Source organism: Roseovarius sp. CH_XMU1461 (assembly GCF_037027165.1).
In the GTDB taxonomy this organism is placed as follows: domain Bacteria; phylum Pseudomonadota; class Alphaproteobacteria; order Rhodobacterales; family Rhodobacteraceae; genus Roseovarius; species Roseovarius nubinhibens.
The window spans coordinates 111,569-135,086 of sequence record NZ_JAYMDV010000003.1; the positions used below are offsets into that span (position 1 = coordinate 111,569).

Annotated in this window: 19 protein-coding genes; 12 read left to right on the forward strand and 7 right to left on the reverse strand. The window is 66.5% G+C overall.

Going from position 1 to position 23,518, the window contains the following annotated elements; all coding sequences use genetic code 11:
- Positions 1-17: 17 nt before the first annotated feature.
- The gene (rnr, locus tag WA237_RS09805; RefSeq protein WP_336097553.1) at positions 18-2,273 is read right to left on the reverse strand and encodes a ribonuclease R; all 2,256 of its coding nucleotides are present in this window, start codon (positions 2,271-2,273) and stop codon (positions 18-20) included.
- Positions 2,274-2,520: 247 nt separating this feature from the next.
- Between rnr and WA237_RS09810 the strand changes: the two genes are divergently transcribed.
- The gene (locus tag WA237_RS09810) at positions 2,521-5,082 is read left to right on the forward strand and encodes a heavy metal translocating P-type ATPase (RefSeq protein WP_336097554.1); all 2,562 of its coding nucleotides are present in this window, start codon (positions 2,521-2,523) and stop codon (positions 5,080-5,082) included.
- A complete protein-coding gene (gene cueR / locus WA237_RS09815) occupies positions 5,079-5,468 on the forward strand; it encodes a Cu(I)-responsive transcriptional regulator (protein WP_009814345.1) in 390 nt (129 codons plus the stop codon). The genes WA237_RS09810 and cueR overlap by 4 nt, the downstream gene beginning before the upstream one ends.
- Here cueR and meaB read toward each other — a convergent pair.
- Positions 5,465-6,439, reverse strand: a complete 975-nt coding sequence (gene meaB, locus WA237_RS09820; protein WP_336097555.1) for a methylmalonyl Co-A mutase-associated GTPase MeaB — start codon at positions 6,437-6,439, stop codon at positions 5,465-5,467. The genes cueR and meaB overlap by 4 nt on opposite strands.
- 150 nt (positions 6,440-6,589) lie before the next feature.
- On the opposite strand from meaB, the gene hrpB reads away from it, so the two are divergent.
- The 4 genes from hrpB to WA237_RS09840 all read left to right on the forward strand — a co-directional run bounded on the left by hrpB (position 6,590) and on the right by WA237_RS09840 (position 11,848).
- Positions 6,590-9,043 carry an ATP-dependent helicase HrpB gene (gene hrpB, locus WA237_RS09825; protein WP_336097557.1) on the forward strand — a complete coding sequence of 818 codons (2,454 nt, stop codon included), beginning with the start codon at positions 6,590-6,592 and terminating at the stop codon, positions 9,041-9,043.
- 341 nt (positions 9,044-9,384) lie between these two features.
- Positions 9,385-9,843: an NUDIX hydrolase gene (locus WA237_RS09830; protein WP_216014999.1), complete on the forward strand. Its 459-nt coding sequence runs from the start codon at positions 9,385-9,387 to the stop codon at positions 9,841-9,843.
- 126 nt (positions 9,844-9,969) lie between these two features.
- Positions 9,970-11,451, forward strand: a complete 1,482-nt coding sequence (locus WA237_RS09835) for an inorganic phosphate transporter (RefSeq protein WP_336097558.1) — start codon at positions 9,970-9,972, stop codon at positions 11,449-11,451.
- Positions 11,452-11,548: 97 nt separating this feature from the next.
- Positions 11,549-11,848, forward strand: coding sequence for a DUF6525 family protein (locus WA237_RS09840; protein ID WP_336097559.1), 300 nt, complete (start codon positions 11,549-11,551; stop codon positions 11,846-11,848).
- Positions 11,849-11,859: 11 nt separating this feature from the next.
- Here the strand turns inward: WA237_RS09840 and WA237_RS09845 are convergent, their stop codons facing one another.
- Entirely contained in the window at positions 11,860-12,849 is a 990-nt protein-coding gene (locus WA237_RS09845; RefSeq protein WP_336097560.1) for a sterol desaturase family protein, read from the reverse strand.
- Positions 12,850-12,970: 121 nt separating this feature from the next.
- On the opposite strand from WA237_RS09845, the gene WA237_RS09850 reads away from it, so the two are divergent.
- A complete protein-coding gene (locus WA237_RS09850; RefSeq protein WP_336097561.1) occupies positions 12,971-13,903 on the forward strand; it encodes a LysR family transcriptional regulator in 933 nt (310 codons plus the stop codon).
- Between the two features lie 51 nt (positions 13,904-13,954).
- On the opposite strand, the gene WA237_RS09855 is transcribed toward WA237_RS09850, so the two are convergent.
- Complete coding sequence (locus tag WA237_RS09855; RefSeq protein WP_336097562.1) at positions 13,955-15,028, reverse strand: hypothetical protein; 1,074 nt, start codon at positions 15,026-15,028, stop codon at positions 13,955-13,957.
- 229 nt (positions 15,029-15,257) lie between these two features.
- Here WA237_RS09855 and WA237_RS09860 point away from each other — a divergent pair, with 229 nt between their 5' ends.
- The 5 genes from WA237_RS09860 to WA237_RS09880 all read left to right on the forward strand — a co-directional run bounded on the left by WA237_RS09860 (position 15,258) and on the right by WA237_RS09880 (position 19,617).
- Complete coding sequence (locus WA237_RS09860) at positions 15,258-16,046, forward strand: glutaredoxin family protein (RefSeq protein WP_336097563.1); 789 nt, start codon at positions 15,258-15,260, stop codon at positions 16,044-16,046.
- Between the two features lie 117 nt (positions 16,047-16,163).
- Entirely contained in the window at positions 16,164-16,784 is a 621-nt protein-coding gene (locus tag WA237_RS09865) for a hypothetical protein (RefSeq protein ID WP_336097564.1), read from the forward strand.
- Complete coding sequence (locus tag WA237_RS09870; RefSeq protein WP_336097565.1) at positions 16,777-17,148, forward strand: transcriptional regulator; 372 nt, start codon at positions 16,777-16,779, stop codon at positions 17,146-17,148. The genes WA237_RS09865 and WA237_RS09870 overlap by 8 nt, the downstream gene beginning before the upstream one ends.
- A gap of 22 nt (positions 17,149-17,170) precedes the next feature.
- On the forward strand, positions 17,171-19,057 hold the full coding sequence (locus WA237_RS09875; protein WP_336097566.1) for a linalool dehydratase/isomerase domain-containing protein: 1,887 nt from the start codon (positions 17,171-17,173) through the stop codon (positions 19,055-19,057).
- Positions 19,054-19,617, forward strand: coding sequence for a diacylglycerol kinase family protein (locus WA237_RS09880; protein WP_336097567.1), 564 nt, complete (start codon positions 19,054-19,056; stop codon positions 19,615-19,617). The genes WA237_RS09875 and WA237_RS09880 overlap by 4 nt, the downstream gene beginning before the upstream one ends.
- Positions 19,618-19,681: 64 nt before the next feature.
- Here WA237_RS09880 and gndA read toward each other — a convergent pair whose 3' ends face one another.
- The 3 genes from gndA to WA237_RS09895 all read right to left on the reverse strand — a co-directional run bounded on the left by gndA (position 19,682) and on the right by WA237_RS09895 (position 23,312).
- Positions 19,682-21,085: an NADP-dependent phosphogluconate dehydrogenase gene (gndA, locus tag WA237_RS09885; RefSeq protein ID WP_336097569.1), complete on the reverse strand. Its 1,404-nt coding sequence runs from the start codon at positions 21,083-21,085 to the stop codon at positions 19,682-19,684.
- 68 nt (positions 21,086-21,153) lie between these two features.
- A complete protein-coding gene (argF, locus tag WA237_RS09890; RefSeq protein WP_009814330.1) occupies positions 21,154-22,080 on the reverse strand; it encodes an ornithine carbamoyltransferase in 927 nt (308 codons plus the stop codon).
- 53 nt (positions 22,081-22,133) lie between these two features.
- The gene (locus WA237_RS09895; protein WP_336097570.1) at positions 22,134-23,312 is read right to left on the reverse strand and encodes an aspartate aminotransferase family protein; all 1,179 of its coding nucleotides are present in this window, start codon (positions 23,310-23,312) and stop codon (positions 22,134-22,136) included.
- Between the last annotated feature and the right edge of the window lie 206 nt (positions 23,313-23,518).

The window sequence follows — 23,518 nt, forward strand, 5'->3', positions numbered from 1 at the left end:
GAACGCGCCCTGACGGGTTACTTCCGCCGCCGCTCGACCTTGCGTTTCATCTTGGCGCCCTTGCGCTTGGCTTGCCCCTGCTTGCGCCGAGGTGCCGATCCACGCCGTGCCGAGGCGCCGCGCTTGACCGCCTTGCCCTCGATCGAAATCAGCTCGAGCGCGATCCCCCCCGTCACCGGCACCGCCTCGGCAAGCTTCACGGTCACCCGCTGCCCCATGCCGATCACCCGGCCACTGTCCTGCCCGGTGAGCGTCGCGCTCTCCGCGTCAAAATGGAAATACTCGCGCCCAAGGCTGCGCATCGGGATGAGCCCGTCCGCCCCCGTCTCGTCCAGCCGGACAAAGACGCCAAACCGCGCCACACCACTGATCTTGCCGGAAAATTCCTCGCCGACCCGCTCGCTGAGAAAGGCCGCGAGATAGCGGTCATTGGTGTCCCGCTCAGCCAGCATCGACCGCCGCTCGGTCTGCGAAATATGCTCCGCCGTCTGTTCGAGCCGCTCCACCTCCTGCGGCGACAGCCCATCCTCGCCCCAGCCATGCACCGAAATCAGCGCCCGATGCACCACGAGATCGGCATAGCGCCGAATGGGCGAGGTGAAATGCGCGTAAGATTTGAGAGACAGGCCGAAATGCCCGAAATTCGCCGGCGAATAATAGGCCTGGGTCATCGCCCGCAGCGTCGCCATGTTGATCTGCTCGGCATGGTCCGTGCCCTCCGCCGCCTTCAAAAGACGGTTGAGATGCATGGTCTTGAGCCCCTGCCCCTTGGCCAGGCTAAGCCCCGCCGTCTCGGCCACGTCGCGCAGCGCATCGAGCTTTTCAGGCGCGGGCTCTTCATGCACCCGCAACAGCAGCGGCGATTTCTTCGCCAGCAAGGTTTCCGCCGCCGCCACATTGGCGAGGATCATGAACTCTTCGATCAACCGATGCGCATCGAGCCGCTCGGTGAAATTCACCGACAGAACCTCGCCCTCCTCGCTGAGCACCACTTTGCGCTCCGGCAGGTCGAGATCGAGAGGCTGGCGCGCCGCCCGCGCATCGCAGAGCGCCTCATAGGCGGCATAGAGCGGCCGGATCACCTCCTCCATCAGGGGCGCGACTTTCTCATTCGGCGCGCCATCCATCGCCGCCTGCACCTCTTGGTAATGCAGCGAGGCGGGCGACTTCATGAGCCCCCGCACAAAGCGATGACCGATCTTCTGACCATGGGCATCGATCTGCATCCGCACCGCCAGACAGGCGCGCGGCACGCCCTCATGCAGCGAGCACAGATCACCCGACAGCCGATCCGGCAGCATCGGCACGACACGATCGGGGAAATAGCTGGAATTGCCGCGCTTCTTCGCCTCCCGGTCGAGCGCCGAGCCCGGCGTCACATAATGCGCCACATCGGCAATCGCGACCCAGATCACATGCCCGCCGGCGTTCTTCGGGTCGTCATCCTCATGGGCGAAACAGGCGTCATCATGATCCCGCGCATCCGACGGGTCGATGGTGACCAGAGGCAGCTCGCGCAGATCCTCCCGCCCGTCGAGCCCCGCGGGCTTCATCGCATCCGCCTCGGCGATCACCTCATCGGGAAACTCATCGGGAATGCCATGCTGATGGATCGCGATGAGCGACACGGCCTTGGGCGCGCTCGGATCCCCGAGCCGCGACACGATCCGCGCCCGCGGCAGGCCCATACGGCCCTTGGGTCCGGCCTGTTCCGCCTCGACGAGCTCGCCATCCTTGGCCCCCGCCACGGCCTCCGCCGCGACGATCCATTCCTTGTCGTCGCCCTTGTCGATCGGGTGAATGCGCCCACCCTCGGACCCGGCGCGAAAAATCCCCAGCACCTTGCGCGGGTTGGTCCCAATCCGCCGGATGAGCCGCCCTTCATAGGCGTGGTCCTCATCCGCCACCTCCTGCAGGCGCAACAGCACCTGATCGCCCTCGCCCAGCGCCGGATCGCCCGGCTTGGCCACGATCAACGCCACCGGCGCCGCGCCCTCGCCCGCCCATTCCATCGGATGCGCGAAAAGATCGCCATCGGCATCGGGCACGCCGACCCGCATCACCGCCACCGGCGGCAAACGGTCGGGATCGCGATAGGTCTTCTTGCGTTTCTCGAGATGACCCTCGGCCTCAAGCTCCTTGAGGATGCGTTTGAGGTCGATCCTCGCCGCACCCTTGATGCCAAAGGCACGGGCGATGTCACGTTTCGAAGTCTCGGTCGGGTTGTCCGAAATCCATTGCAGGATCTCGTCCTTACTGGGCAGCTGGCTCATGCCCTTGGCCTAGCACACCCCCAGATGGGCGTCACCCGCAATCGCCGCCCGCCCGCCGCATCGCGCGCGCCCCTGCTCTTTCTGGTGGCAAATACCCCTGCACCGCGCGGGCACCGGGCGCAGAGGCCTGAAATGGCACGGCAAGAACGCCCGAAAAATACCCCTTGACCCTCCAGTGACTGGAAGCCTTATATGAGATGTCGATCGGCCCCCGCATCGGGGCCCAGCGACTCATAGGACATCAGCCATGACCACGGCCCAGACATATCAGCTTTCGCTCTCCAACCTCTCCTGTGCCTCCTGCGTGGGACGGGCCGAGGCGGCGCTCAAATCCGCCCCCGGCGTCTCCGAGGCCCATGTGAACCTCGCCAATGAAAGCGCCCGCATCACAACCGACGCCACCGGCCTCGCCGCCGCCATCGCGGCCCTGCAAAAGGCGGGCTACCCGGCCCGCACCCAAGAGCTCCGGCTCGACATCGCGGGCATGTCCTGCGCCTCCTGCGTCGGCCGCGTGCAAAAGGCGCTGGCCGCCGCCCCCGGTGTGATCGACGCCCATGTGAACCTTGCCGCTGAAAGCGCCTCGGTCACCCTCGCCGAGGGCGCAGGCAACGTGCAAGCCGTGCTCAAAGCCGCCCGCGACGCGGGCTACCCGGCGACATTGCGCTCGGGTGGCCCGGATGGCGGCCCCGACGGCGGTGGCGGCACCGGTGACGCCCCCACGCCCCGCCCGACGCAAAGCGCGCGCAAGGCCGAAGAGGCCCGCCATCTCGCCCGCCGCACCTGGTTTGCCGCCGCCCTCGCCCTGCCGGTCTTCGTGCTGGAAATGGGCAGCCATGTGATCCCCGGCATGCACGCGCTGATCGGCCAGAGCATCGGCCATGAGACGAGCTGGATCCTTCAGTTCCTCCTCACCAGCCTCGTGCTCTTCATCCCCGGCCGCAGCTTCTACACCAAGGGCTTTCCCGCGCTCTTTCGCGGCGCGCCCGACATGAACAGCCTCGTGGCGCTCGGCACCGGGGCGGCCTATCTCTACTCGCTGGTGGCGCTCTTTGCGCCCGCGCTGCTGCCCGCCTCGGCCCGCGCCGTCTATTTCGAGGCGGCGGCGGTGATCGTCGTGCTCATCCTTCTGGGCCGCTGGATGGAGGCCCGCGCCCGCGGCCGCACCGGCGCCGCCATCGAGAAACTTCTCGGCCTGCAGGTCAAAGAGGCCCGCGTCCGCGTCGATGGCGAGATCACCACCCGCGCCGTCGACGATCTGCAACCCGGTGACATCCTCGTGGTGCGCCCCGGCGAACGCATCCCCGTCGATGGCGAGCTGACCGAAGGCCGCGCCAATATCGACGAGAGCATGATCACCGGCGAGCCGCTGCCCGTGGCAAAAACCCCCGGCGACGCGGTCACCGGCGGCACTGTCAACGGCACCGGCAGTTTCGAATTCCGCGCCACCCGTGTCGGCGCGGACACCACCCTGGCCCAGATCATCCGCATGGTCGAAGAGGCGCAAGGCGCCCGCCTGCCGATCCAGGGCCTGGTGGACCGGATCACCCTCTGGTTCGTCCCCGCGGTGATCGCCGTGGCGCTGGCCACGCTCGCCGCATGGCTCGCCTTCGGGCCGAGCCCGGCGCTCTCGCACGCGCTGGTGGCGGCGGTCTCGGTGCTGATCATCGCCTGCCCCTGTGCCATGGGGCTCGCCACGCCGACCTCGATCATGGTCGGCACCGGCCGCGCCGCCGGGCTCGGCGTGCTGTTCCGCAAGGGCGACGCGCTGCAACAGCTCTCCGAGATCGACATCGTCGCCTTCGACAAGACCGGCACCATCACCGAAGGCCGCCCGGAACTCACCGATCTGCATCTGGCCGAGGGCGTGACCCGCGCCGATCTTCTCGCCGCCGTCGCGGCGGTCGAGGCCCGCTCGGAACACCCGATCGCCGAAGCCATCCTGCGCGCCGCCCGCGCGGAAGGCGTGGCAACGCTGGAGGCCAGCGATTTCGAGGCCATCGCAGGCCATGGCGTCACGGCCATGGTGGCCGGCCAAGAGGTGCTCGTCGGCGCCGCCCGGCTGCTGGCCCGCGAGGGCGTCGACAGCTCTCATCTCGACCCGGTGGCCGAGGCCATGGCCGAGCGCGGGCGCACCGCCTTCTATGTGGCGCTCGACGGAGAGGCCGCCGCTGTGATCGGCGTCTCGGACCCGATCAAACCGGCCAGCCGCGCCGCCATCGCCGCGCTGCATGACCGGGGCCTGCGGGTCGCGATGATCACCGGCGACAAAGAGGCCACCGCCCGCGCCATCGCCCGCGAGGCCGGCATCGACACGGTGGTCGCCGATGTGCTGCCCGACGGCAAGGTGGCGGCGCTCGACCACCTGCGCACCCATGGCGAAAAGCTCGCCTTCGTCGGCGACGGCATCAATGACGCGCCCGCCCTCGCCCATGCCGATGTCGGCATTGCCATCGGCACCGGCACCGATGTGGCGATTGAAAGCGCCGATGTGGTGCTGATGTCCGGCGATCTGCGCGGCGTGGTCAACGCGCTGCATGTCTCGGGCGCCACGCTGCGCAACATAAGGCAGAACCTCGTCTGGGCCTTTGGCTATAACGTGGCGCTGATCCCGGTGGCGGCGGGCGTGCTCTACCCGGCCTTTGGCCTCCTGCTGTCGCCGATGCTGGCGGCCGGGGCCATGGCGCTGAGCTCGGTCTTCGTGCTCAGCAATGCGCTGCGCCTGCGCGGGCTCAGCGCCGCGCTCGCAGAAACCCCCGGCGGCACCACCCCCGCCGGGCAGGCCCGCGCCACACAGGAGGTCACCGCATGAATATCGGAGATGTCGCCGACCGCGCCCGGCTGCCCGCCAAGACGATCCGCTATTACGAGGACATCGGCCTCGTGACGCCCGCGCGCCGCCCCAATGGCTACCGCGACTATAGCGAACAGGACATGCACAAGCTGGCCTTTCTCGGCCGCGCCCGGGCGCTTGGCTTTTCGATCGAGGATTGCCGCCTGCTGATGACGCTCTACGAGGATCGCAACCGCGAAAGCGCCGAGGTCAAGGCGCTGGCCAGCGACCACCTCGCCCGGATCGACGAGAAAATCGCCGAGCTCCGGCAAATGCGCGCCACGCTCGCCGATCTGGTCGAGGCCTGCGCCGGCGACCACCGGCCCGATTGCCCGATCCTCGCCGATCTTGGCAAAACGCCCTAGCGGCCCAAGCGGCTCAGCATCTCGCGGGCGGCGGCGCTCACCGCCATGTCGCCCGCGGCCACCGCCTCGGCAAGCTCGGCCATATCCTGCCGCGCCGGTCCGTTCTGCAACTGCGCCAAAAGCGCATGCCGCACCTCTTCCCCGAACCAATAGCGCGCCTGCTCGGCCCGCCGCGCCGCGAAATGCCCGGTCTCACGCCGCCACTGGGTGAGCGCGCACATCTCGCCCCAAGCATCTGAAAACCCGGCCAGTTCCAGCGCCGAGACCGTCATCGCCTTGGGAAATCCCTCCGGGTCCTGCGCCCGTTTGCGCAACAGACGCAATGCGCCCGCGTAATCCGCACAGGTCCGTATCGCGGTGGATTTCAGATCGCCATCGGCCTTGTTGACGAGGATCAGATCGGCAATCTCCATGATGCCGCGCTTGACGCCTTGCAACTCATCGCCCCCCGCCGGGGCCAGCAGCAGCAAGAACAGATCGGCCATCTCGGCCACCATGGTCTCGGACTGGCCGACGCCCACCGTCTCGATCAGCACCACATCGAACCCCGCCGCCTCGCAGAGCGCCACCGCCTCCCGCGACCGCCGCGCCACACCGCCAAGCTGGCTTTGGCTCGGCGAAGGCCGGATAAAGGCGCCCTTGGCCCGCGACAGCCGCTCCATCCGGGTCTTGTCACCAAGGATCGAGCCGCCCGAGCGCGCGCTCGACGGATCAACCGCCAGAACCGCGACGCTCTTGCCCTGCTCGAGCAGATACATGCCAAAGCCTTCGATGAAGGTGGATTTGCCCACCCCCGGCGTGCCCGAGAGCCCGATGCGCAGCGCCTCGCGCCCGCTGCCGCGCAACAGGTCGAGCAGCTCCGCCGCCTGCGCGCGATGGTCGTCGCGGCTGCTTTCCACAAGGGTGATCCCCCGCGACAGCGCCCGCCGGTCGCCGCGCGTGATCCGCTCGCTCAGCTCTGTGATATCCATGTCGCGCCCGGTCCCCCCGCCTGCCATTTCTTGCCGACCCGATACATGCACGGGGCCGCGCGCAGATGTCCAGCCCGAACCGCCCCGCGCCGCCATCGCGCCGCCACCGCACCACTGGCCAATCCCCCGCCGATGACGGATAAAGCGGCCATGACCACGACCCTGCCCATCCATGACTGCCTGCCCGAATTGGTGGCTGCCCTGCGCGCCCATGGCCGCGCCGTGCTGCAGGCCCCGCCCGGCGCGGGCAAGACGACCGTGGTGCCGCTGGCGCTCTTGCAGGCCGGGCTCACCCCGGGGCGCATCCTGATGCTCGAACCGCGCCGCCTCGCCGCCCGCGCCGCCGCCGAACGGCTGGCGGAAACGCTGGGCGAGCGCCCCGGCGACACCGTCGGCTACCGCATCCGGGGCGAGGCAAAATGCGGCTCCCACACCCGGATCGAAGTGGTGACCGAAGGCATCCTGACGCGGATGATCCAATCCGACCCCGACCTGCCCGGCGTCGGCGCGGTGCTCTTTGATGAGTTTCACGAACGCTCGCTCAATGCCGATCTCGGCCTCGCCCTCTGCCTCGAAATCCGCGAGGCGCTGCGCGACGATCTGATCTTGCTGCCGATGTCCGCCACGCTCGACGCAGGCCCCGTCGCCGCGCTCATGGGCGATGCGCCGGTGATCACCTCCGAGGGCCGCAGCTACCCGGTCGAAACCCGCTGGCTCGACCGCCCGCTCGGCCCCAAGGCCCGGCTGCCCGAGGCAACCGCCGACCTGGTGACCGAGGCCCTTTCTGAGACCGAAGGCGGCCTGCTCGTCTTTCTCCCCGGCGAGGGCGAAATCCGCCGAACCGAAGCGCTGCTCGCCCCCCGCCTGCCCAAAGGCTGCGTGCTGCGCCCGCTCTATGGCGCGATGCCCTTCGCCGAGCAACGCGCCGCCGTCGCGCCCGTGGCCTCCGGGCGCAAGATCGTGCTCGCCACATCGATCGCCGAAACCTCGCTGACCATCGAAGACATCCGCGTCGTGGTCGACGCCGGCCGCGCCCGCCGCGCCCGGTTCGATCCCGGCGCCGGCATGTCGCGCCTTGTTACCGAACGCGTCACCCGCGCCGAGGCGACCCAACGCGCCGGCCGCGCCGGCCGTGTCGCGCCGGGGATTTGCTACCGGCTCTGGACCCGCGGCGAAGAAGGCGGGCTCGCCGCCTTCCCCCCGGCCGAGATCGAGGCCGCGGATCTCGCCGGTCTGGCGCTCGATCTGGCGCTCTGGGGCGCCGCACCCGACGCCCTGCCCTTCCTGACCCAGCCCAACCCGCGCAGCTATGCCGAGGCACAGGCGCTGTTGCAGCTCCTCGGCGCGCTCGATGAGACCGGGCGCATAACCGATCATGGCCGCCGCCTCGCCACCATGCCGCTGCACCCGCGTCTGGCGCATATGCTGGCACTGGCCGGTCCCGAGGCCGCGCCGCTCGCCGCCCTGCTGGCCGACCGCGATCCGCTGCCGCGCAGCGCGCCGAGCGATCTGACCCTGCGCCTCGCCGCCCTGCGCGATCCCAAGGGCTTTGCCGCGCGCTCGCCCCACACGCCCAACCGCCCGGCGCTGGCCCGCATCACGCAAGAGGCCAAACGCCTCGCCCGGCTCGCGCCGAAACCGGCGCATCCCGATCTCAGCGCCGCGCAAATGGCCGCGCTCGCCTATCCCGACCGCGTCGGGCTGCGCCGCGCGGGCGACGCGCCGCGCTATGTGCTCTCGGGCGGCAAGGGCGCGATCTTTGCCGAGGAGGACACGCTCGCCGCGACCCGGCTCATCGTGGCCACCGATCTCGACGGCGACCGCCGCGAGGCCCGCATCCGGCAGGCCATCGCCCTCTCCGAGGCCGAGCTGCGCACGCTCTATGGCGACCGCATCGGCTGGCAGGACATCTGCCTCTGGGACAGCCGCGACCGCAGGGTGCTGGCGCGGCGTCACGAACGGTTCGGCGCGCTGGTGCTCGACGACCGCGTCTGGAAGGACGCCCCGCCCGAAGCGCTGGCCCGCGCCATGCTCGACGGGGTGCGCGAGCTGGGGCTGAGCTGGTCCGACCCGGCGCGCCGCTTCCGCGCCCGCGTGATGCTCGCCCGCGCGGGCGGGATGGACCTGCCCGACATGTCCGACGCGGCGCTCCTCGACACGCTCGAGAGCTGGCTACTCCCCTATCTCACCGGCCTGCGCAGCGCCGCGGATTGGAAGCGCTTCGACATGCTCGACGCGCTGCGCGCCCGGCTCGACTGGGGCCAGATGCAGGCGCTCGACCACTCCGTGCCGGGCCGCTTCACCACGCCGCTGGGGCGCGACATCCCCATCGACTATTCCGGCGAGGCCCCGGAAATCTCGCTCCGCCTGCAGGAAATGTTCGGCCAGAAAACCCACCCGAGCGTCGCCGGCACGCCCTTGCGCGTCACGCTCCTGTCCCCCGCGGGCCGCCCGGTGCAGACCACGATGGACCTGCCCGGTTTCTGGGCGAGTTCCTACGCCGACGTGCGCAAGGACATGCGCGGCCGCTATCCCAAACATCCCTGGCCCGAGGACCCGACCGAGGCCGACCCCACCTTGCGCGCAAAGCCGCGCGGCAGGTAGTTCACGCTCTCGACAGCCGCCCATCGCTGTCAGCCCGACCCTGAGCGCCGCCGCATTGTTGTCCCTCGCCCCTCACATCTACCCCAGAGAGGTTGCGACTTTGCTAACGGCCGAGCGAAAAAAACGTCCGATCACAGGCGCGATTTTGACGGGATGTTAACATCCAGATGGCAAGGTTGAGTCAACGCGCGGTGACGAAAGGAGGCGGAAACACGCTCTTGCCGGGGTCGATCACGGAGGTCTCAAGAGCTCATTATTTGATATCTCCCTGAAAACACCCTATATTGCCCTCATCAACGACAAAAACACGAATGGCTCTGCGAGCAGCCGACAGGATAGCTATGACCGATGGATTGAAACGTGCCTGGGCCGAAATGGTCCAGCCCCTGCTGCGGCGACCGCCCGAGCTTCAGGTGGCGGCGCTCTGCCTGCGGACCGGCGACGCCGGGCTCGAAGTGCTGATGATCACCAGCCGGGACACCGGCCGCTGGGTGCTGCCCAAGGGCTGGCTGATGGATGGCTGCGCCACCGCCGAGGCGGCGCTGATCGAGGCTTGGGAAGAGGGCGGCGTCACCCCGACCGAGACCGAGCCCGCCCATATCGGCCATTACCATTACGACAAGCAGCTCGATGGCGGCTACCCGGCCCCGGTGCGGGTCGAACTGTTCCGCGTCGAGGTGGCCGATCTTGCCCGTGACTATCCCGAACGGGCCGAACGCGCCCGGCTCTGGCTCAGCCCCGAACAGGCCGCCGACCGGGTGGACGAGCCGGAACTGGCCGAAATCCTGCGCGCGCTCTGATCCCCACGCCCCACGGCTCCGGTGTCAAAAATTCGTTACAAAATTGTCACGAAGCCCCGGGCAGCGATTGAAACCCGCGGCCAAAGGCTCTAGCGGTCTGCGCGACCATAGCAAACGGGGCCGCGGATGAGCGAACCGACCAGCCACAATCAATGGAAGACCCTCGACAAGGATCTGGGGCGTATTTCCCATATGGAATACGCCACCAGCTATGTGTCGCGCCCGCTTGTCGGCATGGGGATTTCGCTGGCCTTTCTGGTGATCGCCGGGCTTCTCGCCTCGCTCTTTCTGGGCACCGAACCGGAACGCTTCGTCGTCATCACCGCCGCCGTCTTCGGGGCCTATATGGCGCTCAACATCGGCGCCAATGACGTGGCCAACAACATGGGGCCGGCGGTGGGCGCGAACGCGCTCAGCATGGGCAGCGCCATCCTCATCGCGGCGGTCTGCGAAAGCGCCGGCGCGCTCTTGGCGGGCGGCGACGTGGTCTCGACCATCTCCAAGGGCATCATCGACCCCTCCGGCATGTCCGAAACCCGCACCTTCATCTGGGCGATGATGGCGGCGCTTCTGTCCGCCGCGCTCTGGGTCAACCTCGCGACGAAACTCGGCGCGCCGGTCTCCACCACCCATAGCGTCGTCGGCGGCGTCATGGGCGCGGGCATCGCGGCGGCGGGGTTTGGCGCGGTCAACTGGCCCACCATGGGTCAGATCGCCGCCTCCTGGGTCATCAGCCCGGTGCTCGGCGGCATCATCGCCGCCGCCTTCCTCGCGCTGATCAAGGACCGGATCATCTACCGCGACGACAAGATCGCCGCCGCCCGCGTCTGGGTGCCGGTGCTGGTTGGCGTCATGGCCGGCACCTTCGCGGCCTATCTGGCCCTCAAGGGGCTTAAGCGGGTGATCTCCATCGACCTGCCCTCCGCGCTGCTGATCGGGCTCGGGCTCGGGCTGCTGACATGGCTCATCACCCGGCCGCTCATCCGGCGTCAGTCGGAAGGGCTCGAAAACCGCAACCGCTCGCTCAAGACGCTCTTCGGCCTGCCGCTCATCCTCTCGGCGGCACTTCTCTCCTTCGCCCATGGCGCCAATGACGTGGCCAATGCGGTGGGCCCGCTCGCCGCCATCGTCCATGCCGCCCAAGAGGGCAATTTCGCCGACAAGGTCGCGATCCCGCACTGGGTCATGGTGATCGGCGCGGCGGGGATCTCCTTCGGCCTCTTCCTCTTCGGCCCGAAACTGATCCGCATGGTCGGCAGCCAGATCACCAAGCTCAACCCGATGCGCGCCTATTGCGTGGCCCTCTCGGCGGCCATCACCGTGATCATCGCCTCCTGGCTCGGCCTGCCGGTGAGCTCGACCCATATCGCCGTGGGCGGCGTCTTTGGCGTCGGCTTCTTCCGCGAATGGTATATGGAGCGCCGCCTGCGCCAGGGCCTCGCCGCCTCGGGGCAAACCCGCCGCCTGCCCGCCGAAGAACGCCGCCGCCGCAAGCTCGTCCGCCGCAGCCATTTCATGACCATCGTCGCGGCCTGGGTGATCACCGTGCCCGCCGCCGCCGCCATGTCGGCCCTGATCTTCATCCTGCTCAACAGCGCCACGGGCTGATCGTGGAGGCCCCGCGCCCGGCCCCGGCCCGTGCCCCCTTGTGGTACGATATAGTATAACATATCAATTCCGGGAGATTCCCAACCCGGACGCCATCATGCCCCGCACCACAGGCCGCAACTCTCGCCGTAACACGGGCCGCTCGACCCTGCCCGCCAAACGCCACAGCCGGCCCGCGATGCAGGAATATGACCGCCTGCCCGCCGAGCTGCGCCGCTGGCTCGCGGGCGCGCTCTTGCCGTGGCGGCCGCGCTCGGTCGCCCGCGCCTTTGACAAGGCGCTGGCGCGCACCGGCGACCGCCGCCGCGCCCTGGCCGAGCTCGATCAGCTGCAGCGCCGCCTCATCGCCCGCGACGCCGCCGCCATCTGGGGCCGCGACCACCCCGACGCAGGCTAGCGCCCGCCGCCTCAGCCCGGCCGCCCGCGCCGCGATTTGAGCCGCTCATGCGCCTCTGCTGTGCCATCGTGGAACGAGCCGAACCACTTGTCCCAGGGCACTTCGAGATTGCCGTAATTCACCTCGAAATAGCGATGATGCATCTGGTGATGAAACGTCCCCAGCGCCAGCGCCTGCCGATCTTTGACCAGAAGGCTCTCATAGCCCGTATGCGAGGTCGCCGCCGTCAGCGCCTGATGCTGCATATGAAACAGGATATGCAGCGGATGCGCCGGCACGATGACATGGATGAGCACCGAGCTGAAGAACATCAAATGCTCCACCGGATGCATCGACAGCCCCGACCACGGCCCGACATTGACGTTGCGATGATGCAGCCCATGCGCCAGCCGATAGAGCGGCCCCCAATGCAGCGCCCGGTGAATCCAGTAGAAATGGAACGAAATCCACACCGGCGTCAGCGGGAACAACAGCACGAACCACACCGGGCTCCCGGCCCAGCTCAGATGCGGCGCCCAGCCGTTCGCCATGGCCCAGAACATCAGCACCTCATAACCGGTCCAAAACCCCACCCCGCTGGTGAGGCTCCAGAACATATTGTCGCGCACCTGGCCGCCGAAATTGAATTGCCGCCCCTTGGTCATCAGGGGCCGCGCATCGTATTTGAGCCGCTTGCCCTGTCCGTGCCGCATGTAGAAAAACCAATGCAGCCCACCGGCCACGAGACACATGAGCACCATGTTGCGCAGCCAGATCGCCGCGATCCAGTCGAGAGACAGCGTGCGCGCCGCCTCCATCGACGGCTGAAACCACGCCCAGGACACAAGCGCGATGCCGACGAGGATCACATTCTCGGCCAGCGCGAACCAGCGCAGCCGGACCCAGCGCACCATCCGCCGCGGCTCGGGCGGCCAGCTGAAAAACGGCGACACCGCCACCGGCACATCCGGGATATGGTTCCAGCCGGGCAGATGCGGCGCGGGGCTCTCATTCTCGCTCATGGGGCAGCCTTTCCAAGCAGTCTTACTGACAGGTCTCACAGGCCGCCATCCTGCCACGCCGCTCGATCTTGCAAAAACAGAATTAATGTTGAAACTACCTCTGATTATCAGAGGATACGCCATGCCCCACGACCTGCGCCTGTCGCTGCGCGCGCTCCGCGCCTTTGTCACCGTGGTGGATTGCGGCTCGATCACCGGGGCCGCCGCACAGCTTCATATCGCGCCCTCCGCCGTCGCCGCCGCGCTCACCCAGGTCGAGGAAGAGATGGGCGCCGATCTCTTGATCCGCAGCCGCGCCAAGGGGATCACGCCGACGCCCGAGGCACGGGCGCTCGCCGCCCGGCTCCGCGTCCTGCTCGAGGAGTATGGCGAGACGCTCGACTGGGGCCGGCAACAAGCCCGCCGCCTCGCAGGTCCGCTGCGCATCGGCTATTACGCCCCGGTGGCGCCCGCCTTCCTGCCGCATGCGCTCGGGCCGCTTTTGCGCGATCATCCCGGCATCATGCTCGAGCTCAGCGAACATGACAATGACAGCGCGCAAGAGGCGCTCTTGTCCGGCGCGCTCGATCTCATCCTCTTCACCGGCGGCGATCTGCGCCCCGGCATCGCGCTCACCCCGCTGCTCGATCTGCCGCCCTATGTGCTGATGCCCGAGGGCCACCCGCTCGGCCTGATCCCCTGCCCAAGCCTCGCCGATGTGGCCGATCACCCGCTGGTCCAGCTCGACCGCCCCGTCGCCCGCCCCTATGTCGAGCGCCTCTTTGCCACCGCCGGGTTGCGCCCCCGCATCGCCGCCCGGGCCACCGCCACCGAAATGGTCCGAAGCCTCGTCGGCGCGGGCCATGGCATCGCCCTGCTCAACATGCGCCCGCTCACCGACCGCAGCTATGGCAATGACGCGCTCCTGGCCCAGCCGCTCTCGGGCGACCTGCCGCCGCTCCAGCTCGCCGCCGGCCACGCGCTCCGCCACCCCCGCCGCACCGTCACCGCCTGCCTCGAGGCGCTGCAAACCTGGCGCAGAACCCCCGAGGCAAGGGCGCTCATCGTGACCTGAGGGGGCGGGGCCGGAGACACGCCGCCTCCACGGTGCAAAGGGCAGCCCTCGCTAGAAACACTGCTCGTCAAAGCCCAGCTCGACATAGCCCGCCGCGCAGCCCGGCGCGTTCTCAAGCGCGGCCTGCGAAAGCTTACGTATCGTTAAAAACGTGGACAATCCGTCACGCCCCGCATGTAGGGAACTGCCCCCGATTGCGAGCCCGACGTCGAGCTGCCTGACCTGAAAGCTGTCAGGGTATGAGCGATAAAATATCGAATCCACCCCCATCCGCGCTGCGGCCTCAGCCAGGTCTGGTGACAGGAGAAACCTGAAGTTTTGGTTCGTTTGAGGATAGGCATGCTTAAATTCAATGACCGCAAGTGCCTCCGGGTGATGGGGATGAATGAAGGCGGTAACACCCTCGGGCGTGGCTTCCCAAGGCCCTTTTTTTGGAAAGAGAACTTCCAGCGTTCCCTGGAACCGCTCTGGCGCGCGTTCTGTGGTATCGGCATCTGCCTCGACCCACCCGCCAGCCATCAACGTTTTGCGCATCATTTCCGCAGTCTTCTCAAAGTTCGGCGAAGCCATTCCATGCGAATACTTCGCGCAAAGCAGCTTGAGCAATTTGAAGGTCTCTGCAATTTCTTTGCCATCCGGGGGCAGTTTCGGCTTTGCCGCCGGTTCGTTCGGAAACCCCAGTTTCCTTGCAATCTGGTCGGACATCTCGGTGATCAAGGCCTGTGCCCTTGCACGTTCCGCATCAGGATCGGGCTGCGCTTCCTGCACCTTCTTCTCCGCCCCTTCCCGCACCAGCAGAGAGAGCAAGATCAGCCCCCAGAGCGCCACGGCGACGATCGCAACCGGGATCTGAAACAGAAGATCGGGCCATGTCCCACCGGTGATCCGCTCCCCGAGGGCGATCATCATAGCGTAGAGAAACGCGAAAACGAGCGGCGTGGCCAACAACACCAGTATCACCCGCACCTCCTCCGGGCGGGCGTCCCGGCTGCGCCGTACCATGGCCGAGACCAACGGCGGCAAGGCCAGCAACAGCACGGGCATCCAACTGTGGGTGATCAGACGCCAGCCAATCGTGAGCAGCAAAAGCCACCCCAGAAAACAGCCGAAATCGGCGCGCGACATGGTTCCGGAATAGTCGAAACAGCGCCTCAGCGCTGCAAAAAACGGAAAATACTCATAGCACTCTCTACACTCTACTCTGTTCACTCCCGCAGTGTTGCAAGGTTTTGAGACGATTTTTTGGCATCTTTGCGTCCCCACGACGCCCCGCCCTTATGGAACCAAGCCCCGCCCCCACTGCGTTTCACCCCATATGGGTCGTCTCAGATCCCCGCCATGAAGGAGTCCCGCCATGCCCGAGACCGCACGCAATGTTGCCGATGTGACCACCGATCCCGCCACGGCGGCCACCGGCAAAACCGCCGTTCTCTACCGCATGGCCCTGCCAGACCATCTCTGCCCGGCGGGGCAAAAGGCGCGCTGGCTTTTGAAGAGCAAAGGGTTCGAGGTCGATGATCGGCTGTTTCGCGACCGCGCCGAGGTCGACGCTTTTAAGGCCGCCCATGACGTGCCCACCACGCCACAGGTCTGGATCGACGGCGCGCGTGTCGGCGGCTATGACGCGCTGCGCCAGAAGCTGACCGGTTACGACCCGGATGCCACCACCTACCGACCGGTGATCTACCTCTTTGCCGTGGCCGCCGCGACCGCGCTGGCGCTCTCCATCGGCTTTCTCGGCGCGCTCACCTGGCAGACACTGGGCTGGTTCATCTCGCTGTCGATGATCCTGCTCGGCATGCAAAAGCTCCGCGACATCGAGAGCTTTACCACGATGTTTCTCAACTACGATCTGCTGGCGCGAAAATGGGTGCCTTACGCCTATGTCTACCCTTGGGTCGAGGTCGGCGCAGGCGTCCTGATGACCGGCATGATCCTGACGCCCCTGTCCGCCCCCGCCGCGCTCTTTATCTCCACCATCGGCGCGATCAGCGTGTTCAAGGCGGTCTATATCGACAAACGCGAGCTGAAATGCGCCTGCGTGGGCGGCGGCTCGAACGTGCCGCTCGGCTTCGTCAGCCTGACGGAAAACCTGATGATGATGGGGATGGCGATCGTGATGCTCCTGCACCTGGCAGTCTGATCCCGCCACAGTCGCGTTACCGTCGCAATACCGACGTGATACCGCACAGCCGCAAACGCCACCTTGGCAGCCAAATCTCCCTTGCCCGAGAGATCACTCTGCAATACAAAGAACTCCATGACCGAGTTACAGCGCGCCCTGGACGACATCTCGAACATCCGCAGTCAGATTGCGGACGTGCAGCTATTTCAGGGGTTTGGCCCTCTGGTGATCGCTCTCACCGGCGCTCTGGCCCTCGGGCTCGCGACGCTCCAGACCCTGACCGGCGGCGACACGAGCCTCCTCCCCTGGATCGCCCTCGCCTGCCTCAGCACCGCGCTCATCGCCATCGAGACCTACGCCCTCACCCGCCGCACCCACGGCCCAAACGCCTCAAATCTGATCTGGGCGATCTTGCAAAAATTCCTGCCCTGCCTCATCGCTGGGGCCGCGCTCGGCTGGATCATCCTGACGCAAACCCCTGAAATCACGTGGATATTGCCGGGGCTCTGGCAGATCCTCCTTGCGCTTGGCCTCTTTGCCGCGACCTCGATGCTGCCGCGCAACACGCTCTTTGCCGCCGGCTGGTATCTCGTCGCGGGGCTGCTCGTCCTCTTGATCTCGGCCCAGGCCACAGCCATCACCCCTTGGGCCATGGGCCTGCCGTTCGGCCTCGGCCAGATCCTTCTGGCCTGCCTGCTCCATTGGGCCCCGGAAAAGCGCAAAGACACCCGCAAAGGAGACCCCTGCCATGACTGAGGATCGCAACCGCGCCCGGTTTTCCTATGACGGGCTCGAACGGACCATTCACGAAAAGGCCCGGCTCGGGCTGCTGACCTCGCTGGTCTCGCACCCCAAGGGCCTCTCCTTCGTCGATCTCAAACGGCTCTGCGACCTGACCGACGGCAATCTGAGCCGCCATATCAAGGTCTTGCAAGACGCCGGGCTGGTCACCGTGGAAAAGGGCTATGAAAACAACCGCCCCCACACCCATTGCACGATCACCGCCGAGGGGCAGAAACAGTTTTTTGACTACCTCGCCGTGCTCGAAAAAATCGTCAAGGACGCGACCCAAGACGCGGCACGCCCCGCCCCCGCCACGCCCCCCAAACCTGTTGTGTAAAAATTTGAAGGTTAACTTTGTGATGCAGAGTAGTTTGCCCGAGGAAATTTCCCTCTTCCCGATCCCCGACACCGCCTCCGGCCCGCTCACAAGCGCGAAACAATCGCGCTTTCTCATCGGCTATGCGATGCTCTCGCTGATCGGCTTTGCCCTGATCCTCATGCCCGGAGAGGCGCTGCAAACTTTCGGTCTCGGGCTCTTGCTCCCCGGCCTCGGGTTCCTTCCCGCCATCACCGGCCAAGGCGATGTCATGGCCCTCATGCTGCTCGTGGCCGGGCTTCTCGCCTTCGGGCTGAGCCTGGTGATCTGGTTCGCCACCGGCAATGTGATCCTGCCCTGCGCCACTTGGCTCGGCCTCGCCCTTCTCGCCATGTGGACAACCCCCGCGGCGGGCAGCGAAAACGTCCTCTGGCTGCCCCCGGTCCTCCTCACCGGCATACTCTGCCATCAAATCTTTCAAACCTGGCGCCTGCCCCGAAAACGCCGCGCCCTCAACCGGGCACTTCAGGGCTATCGCCCGGCAGAGAGCCCTGCCACCGACACCCCCGACGCGCTCACCGACGCAGACCTCGCCGCCCTGCGCCTGCTCCTCGACCGCGCCCTGCAACCGGTCGAGACCTTCAACGGCTTTGACCAGCTCGATCAGTTCCAGACCGCCGCCCTGCGCTATCAGCTCAATTTCACCTCCTACGCCCTCTCGGCGGTTCAGGCCGCCCACCTTCCTGCCTTCGCAGGCTACATGGCCGAGGCCCAATCCAAGCTGAAGGCTAAGCAGGCCGACCCCCGCGTCTGGCGCTATTGGAAGCTCGAAAACAGCTGGGGCAATCTCGACCGCAATGGCGATCCCTTCGCCCGCGACAACATCATGTATTCCGGCTTTGTCGCGGCCCAGCTTCTCTACCACCAAAAGGCCGTGGGCTATCCGCTCGACGAGGACGCCTTGCGGATGACCTGCATCTCCGACAGGGGTGTCCGCTACCGCTACACGATCCACGAGATCATCGAGACGCTGGTCGCCCAATACGCGCGCGCCAGCTATGGATTGCTGCCCTGCGAGCCGAACTGGGTCTTTCCGCTCTGCAATGCGATCACCGCCACCGCGATCCGCGCCTATGACGCGGCCTATGGCACCGCCCATTGGCAGACAATCGCCCCCGCCTTCCGCCAGCATCTCGAGGCCGAATTCATCGACCCCGACGGGCGATTTCTGCCCTTCCGGTCGAGCTATACGGGCTTTGCCCCGCCCGCCATCGGCGGCGCGGTGCTCCAGAGCTTTCCCTGTCTTTTCTTCAACGCCGTCTTCCCCGACATCGCCCGACGCCAATGGGCCGCGCTGCAGATCGCCCGCGCCGGGCGTGATTGGCGCGCGGTCATCTGGCCGGTGGATGTCGGCAATTACCGTTTCACCCGCGTCGCGGGCTATGCCGCCACAGCCGCCGCCGCAGGGGAAATGGGCGACGCGAGCGCCGCCCGCGCGCTGCAGGACTATCTCGCGCGCGATCTGCCGCTTTGTCTCGCCAATGGCATCGCGCACCGGCCCGGGGCCTCGATCTGGGCCCATGCCAATGAGATGCTCGCCCGCGTACTGCGTGCCGACAGCCTGCGCCATCTCGTGACCGCCCCGCTGCCGACACAGACCCCCTATCTCGCCTCAGCGCCCTATCCCGATGTGCTCGTCGCCAAAGCGCGCTGGCAGGATGGGGGCTTGGCCTTGAGCCTCGTGCCCACCAAACCGGGCACAGAGGTCACGCTTACCGTGGCGGGGCTCGCCCCTCGCACGCGTTGCAGGCTCTGCGCGCCCGAGCCCGCCGAGCTTCTCTCCGACACCTCCGGCGAGGTCAGTTTCTCTGTCACCCTCACTGGTCGGACCAGCCTCACCCTGACCCCGGCAAAAGAGGCGGCCCAATGATCTGCTGCGCCCTCATCGCCCTTCTCTTCGGCGCGCTCCTCTGGATCGCCCGAACCCTTCGCCTCCTGCCCGCCGCCGAGACGGCAAGCCCCCTGAGCTGGACATTAGAGCCGACAGATCCGACAAGCCTGACAGAGACCCCAACACCGCCCGCAGCGGCCCGGAAATTCACCTGGCGTCACCGGGCACGGAGCTTTGGCTTTGCCGCCCATGGCATCAAACTGGTCTTGCGGCGCGAACACAGCGCCTGGCTCCACCTCGGCGCAGCGGCCCTCGCCATCGGCCTCGGCTTCATCCTGCAGATCGACCTCGCCGCCTGGCGCTGGATCATCCTCTGCATTGGCCTGGTGATCGCCGCGGAAATCCTCAACACCGCGGTCGAGACCACCTGCAACGCGATCACCACCGCGCCCCACCCGCTCATCGGCCGGGCCAAGGACATGGCCGCCGGCGCCGTCCTCCTCTGCGCCCTCACCGCCCTCATCCTCGGCGCCCTCACCTTCGCGCCCTACCTGCGAGAAAGCACCGCCGCACCGCAATGGGGCCTCTGCAGCAGCTAGGCGAGACCCCGAAAATCCGGACAGTCGCGTTACCGTCGCAATACCGACGTGTTACCGACGTCGTCTATTCGTCCCACCAGGGGCCGTGGAACTGCCCCTCGACGCCGAATTTTTCGAACCCGTGATAGCCAAAGAAATCGCGCTGGGCCTGGATGATATTGGCGCTGCCCCAGCCCTGCCGCATCGTGTCGTACCAGCTCAACCCCGCCGCGAGCGCAGGCACCGCGTGACCGCTATGCACCGCCTGCGACACGACCTGCCTCAGGCTTGGGATGCACTGCGCCAGCGTCTGGGCGAACCGGGGTGCGAGGATCAGCTCGCCATGGGGGATATCCCCTTGGAATGCTTCTGAAATATCGTCGAGAATGGCCGACCGAATGATACAGCCCGCGCGCCAGATCTCGGCGATCCGCGCCATATCGAGCTGCCAGTCATACTCCTCTGACGCCGCCTTGAGGATGCGAAACCCTTGCGCATAGCTCAGGATCCGCGCCGCCATGAACGCATCCGCCAGCACCTCTTCGCTGCACTCCATCGCGCCCCGTGCGCCACCGAGGATTTTCTCGGCCTCGACGCGGGTGTATTTCTCCGACGACCAGCCCCGCGCGCCCACCGCCGCCTCGATCATGCTGGCCGATTGCCCCATCCGCAACGCCTCGATCACCGTCCAGCGCCCCGTCCCCTTTTGCCCCGCCGCATCCCAGATCACATCAACCATGGGATGACCGGTTTCCGGGTCGGTATAGGTCAAGAGTTTCCCTGTGATTTCCAGCAGATAGGACTTGAGGGGCCCGGCATCCCAGCGCGTGAACATGGCGCCGATTTCCTCGGGAATCTTGGCCGCGCCATGATGCTCGAGCGTGTAGATCTCGGCAATCGCCTGCATGTCGGCATACTCGATCCCGTTATGCACCGTCTTGACGAAATGCCCCGCCCCATCCGACCCGAGATGCGCGACGCAGGGGTCCTCGCCATAGCGCGCCGCGATGGCCTCGAGCAGCGGTTTGAGCTGCGCCCAGCTATGGTCCGAGCCGCCCACCATCATCGACGGCCCATGCCGCGCGCCCTCTTCACCGCCCGACACGCCCATGCCGACGAAATGCAGATCCTGCGTGGCCAGCGCCGCCGACCGCCGCCGCGTGTCGTGGAAATTGGCATTGCCGCCGTCGATGATCGTGTCACCGGGCGACAGAAGCGGCGCAATCGCCTCGATCATCGCGTCCATCGGCGCGCCGGAGGGGATCATGAACAGGATCACGCGCGGCGTCACGAGGCTCGCGACAAACGCCTCAAGCCCTTCTTGGGGAACGATATTTTCCGCAAGCGCCCCGGCCTCGGCGACAAAGCGGGCGATCCAGTCGGCCTCGCGGTTGGTGACGGCCACGCGGATGCCGGCCTCGGCCATGTTCAGCGCCAGTGCGCTGCCCATCGTCCCCAGCCCATAGACCCCGATCTGCGCCTTCGCCATGCCCGTCTCCACCGTGATGTGTCGGGTTCAGGCTAGGCCTTGGCGCAGGATTTGCAAGGCCCGTCGGCTCAGACGCCGAGGCACCAGCGCATCACGGCCTTCTGGGCGTGCAGCCGGTTCTCGGCCTCGTCCCAGATCACCGATTGCGGCCCGTCCATGACCTTGCTCGTGACCTCTTCTTCGCGATGCGCCGGCAGGCAATGCATGAAGAGCGCATCCGGCTTGGCATGGCTCATCAGCGCGTCATTCACCTGATAGGACCGCAGAAGATTGTGCCGCCGCTCCTTGGTGGATTGGCTGTCATGCATGCTGACCCAGGTGTCTGTGACCACGAGATCGGCGCCCTCGACAGCCTTGGCCGCGTCGCGTTCGATCGTCACCTGAACCCCCGCGCGCCGCGCCTCGCCGATGAATTCCTCTTCGGGATCAAGCTGTTGCGGCCCGGTATAGGTAAAATCAAACCCGAACTTACCGGCAGCATGGAGGAAGGAGGCACAGACATTGTTGCCATCACCCGACCAGACGACTTTCTTGCCCTTGATCGGCCCGCGATGTTCCTCATAGGTGAGGATATCGGCCATGATCTGACAGGGATGGGTGCGGTCTGTCAGGCCGTTGATCACCGGCACTTGCGAATGTTCCGCCAGCTCGAGCAGGACGGATTCGTCAAAGGTCCGGATCATGATCAGATCGACATAGCGGCTCAGCACCCGGGCGGTGTCGGCGATGGTCTCGCCATGGCCGAGCTGCAGCTCGGCCCCGGACAAGAGCATGGTCTGCCCGCCCATCTGCCGCACGCCCGCGTCAAAGCTCACCCGCGTCCGCGTCGAGGGTTTTTCAAAGATCAGCGCGACCATGTGATTGGCCAGCGGCTGATCATCATCGGGCGCGCCGCGTTTGCGACCCAGACGGGCCTGTTTCATCTGGCTCGCCTGATCGAGAATATCGCGCAGCGCGCCAGCGTCGGTTTTGTGAATATCGAGAAAGTCGGGCATCTATCGGTCCCCCTTGTTGACCGGTATGGAAAATATGGTGAGAGCAGAGGGCCTTAGAGCCGGTCCTTGATGGCGCGCGCCGCATGGTCGAGCCGCGACACCGCCTCGGTCACCTCGTCTTCGCTGAGCGTCAGAGGCGGCAGGAGGCGGATCACATTGTCGCCTGCGGGCACGGTGATGAGCCCGGCGTCATAGCAGGCCGCCAGCACATCGGTGTTCGGCGCCACGCATTTCAGCCCGAGCATCAGCCCCGAGCCGCGCAGCTCTGCGAAAACCTCTGGATAGGCCTCGACGAGCCCGCCGAGCTTTTGCTGAAGCTGGCTCGCCCGGGTGTTGACCGTTTCGAGAAAACCGGGCGCGGTCACCTCATCCATCACCGCACAGCCCACGGCACAGGCCAGCGGGTTGCCGCCATAGGTCGACCCGTGCGAGCCCGCCGTCATGGCCACGGCGGCCGCCTCGGTGGCCAGCACCGCACCGAGCGGAAAGCCCCCACCGATGCCCTTGGCCACCATCATGATATCGGGCGTGACACCGGCCCATTCATGGGCAAAGAGCCGCCCGGTCCGGCCCATGCCGCATTGCACCTCGTCAAAGATGAGCAAAATGCCCGCCTCGTCGCAAATCTGGCGCAGCGCGCGCAGATCGTGATCGGCCATCGGGCGAATGCCGCCCTCGCCCTGCACCGGTTCGAGCAGCACGGCGGCGGTGCGGCTGTCGATCGCGCCCTTGAGCCCCTCGAGATCACCCCAATCGAGATGTTTGAACCCGGGCAGCAGCGGGCCAAAGCCCTTGGTCATCTTTTCCGACCCGGCGGCCGCGATCCCGGCCGAGGACCGGCCATGGAACGAGCCATGAAAGGCAATGATCTCAACCCGTTCGGGGGCGTTTTTCTCGTACCAGTATTTGCGCGCCATCTTGACCGCGAGCTCACAGCTCTCGGTGCCGGAATTGGTGAAAAACACCGTATCGGCAAAGCTGTGCTCGACCAGCTTGTCGGCCAGCGCCTGCTGTGCCGGGATGTGATAGAGGTTCGACGTGTGCCACAGTTTGCCCGCCTGTTCGGTCAGCGCCGCCACCAGCTTGGGGTGGGCATGGCCCAGCGCGTTCACCGCGATCCCCGCGCCAAGATCGAGAAAACGTCGCCCATCCGCCTCGATGAGCCAGCTGCCCTCGCCTTTGACAAAGCTGAGGGGCGCACGGTTATAGGTCGGCAGAATGGACGGGATCATTGGATATACTCCGCTAAAGACAGGGCATTGAGTGCCGCAGCGTCAGGAAAAGGTCAATCTCTGGGGAAGAAAAGGCGCAATCGCGCCGGGGTCAAACGGGGCTCACGCACTCAGGCGTCGGCGTCGGATATGAAGGCGTCGTTTGATCATGGCCATGGGTTTAGCGTCCGCTCAGCCATTCGGGAAGCAAAAAATGCATTCCTTCC

What these genes read in the sequence shown, in the direction of transcription:
- WA237_RS09830 (WP_216014999.1), top strand. Translation starts at nt 9,385, where the DNA reads ATGACCGATGGATTGAAACGTGCCTGGGCCGAAATGGTCCAGCCCCTG.
- gndA (WP_336097569.1), bottom strand. Translation starts at nt 21,085, where the DNA reads ATGGCGAAGGCGCAGATCGGGGTCTATGGGCTGGGGACGATGGGCAGC.
- WA237_RS09875 (WP_336097566.1), top strand. Translation starts at nt 17,171, where the DNA reads ATGCAGAGTAGTTTGCCCGAGGAAATTTCCCTCTTCCCGATCCCCGAC.
- WA237_RS09845 (WP_336097560.1), bottom strand. Translation starts at nt 12,849, where the DNA reads ATGAGCGAGAATGAGAGCCCCGCGCCGCATCTGCCCGGCTGGAACCAT.
- WA237_RS09860 (WP_336097563.1), top strand. Translation starts at nt 15,258, where the DNA reads ATGCCCGAGACCGCACGCAATGTTGCCGATGTGACCACCGATCCCGCC.
- WA237_RS09840 (WP_336097559.1), top strand. Translation starts at nt 11,549, where the DNA reads ATGCCCCGCACCACAGGCCGCAACTCTCGCCGTAACACGGGCCGCTCG.
- WA237_RS09895 (WP_336097570.1), bottom strand. Translation starts at nt 23,312, where the DNA reads ATGATCCCGTCCATTCTGCCGACCTATAACCGTGCGCCCCTCAGCTTT.
- WA237_RS09810 (WP_336097554.1), top strand. Translation starts at nt 2,521, where the DNA reads ATGACCACGGCCCAGACATATCAGCTTTCGCTCTCCAACCTCTCCTGT.
- WA237_RS09865 (WP_336097564.1), top strand. Translation starts at nt 16,164, where the DNA reads ATGACCGAGTTACAGCGCGCCCTGGACGACATCTCGAACATCCGCAGT.
- rnr (WP_336097553.1), bottom strand. Translation starts at nt 2,273, where the DNA reads ATGAGCCAGCTGCCCAGTAAGGACGAGATCCTGCAATGGATTTCGGAC.
- argF (WP_009814330.1), bottom strand. Translation starts at nt 22,080, where the DNA reads ATGCCCGACTTTCTCGATATTCACAAAACCGACGCTGGCGCGCTGCGC.
- hrpB (WP_336097557.1), top strand. Translation starts at nt 6,590, where the DNA reads ATGACCACGACCCTGCCCATCCATGACTGCCTGCCCGAATTGGTGGCT.
- WA237_RS09835 (WP_336097558.1), top strand. Translation starts at nt 9,970, where the DNA reads ATGAGCGAACCGACCAGCCACAATCAATGGAAGACCCTCGACAAGGAT.
- WA237_RS09880 (WP_336097567.1), top strand. Translation starts at nt 19,054, where the DNA reads ATGATCTGCTGCGCCCTCATCGCCCTTCTCTTCGGCGCGCTCCTCTGG.
- cueR (WP_009814345.1), top strand. Translation starts at nt 5,079, where the DNA reads ATGAATATCGGAGATGTCGCCGACCGCGCCCGGCTGCCCGCCAAGACG.
- meaB (WP_336097555.1), bottom strand. Translation starts at nt 6,439, where the DNA reads ATGGATATCACAGAGCTGAGCGAGCGGATCACGCGCGGCGACCGGCGG.
- WA237_RS09850 (WP_336097561.1), top strand. Translation starts at nt 12,971, where the DNA reads ATGCCCCACGACCTGCGCCTGTCGCTGCGCGCGCTCCGCGCCTTTGTC.
- WA237_RS09870 (WP_336097565.1), top strand. Translation starts at nt 16,777, where the DNA reads ATGACTGAGGATCGCAACCGCGCCCGGTTTTCCTATGACGGGCTCGAA.
- WA237_RS09855 (WP_336097562.1), bottom strand. Translation starts at nt 15,028, where the DNA reads ATGTCGCGCGCCGATTTCGGCTGTTTTCTGGGGTGGCTTTTGCTGCTC.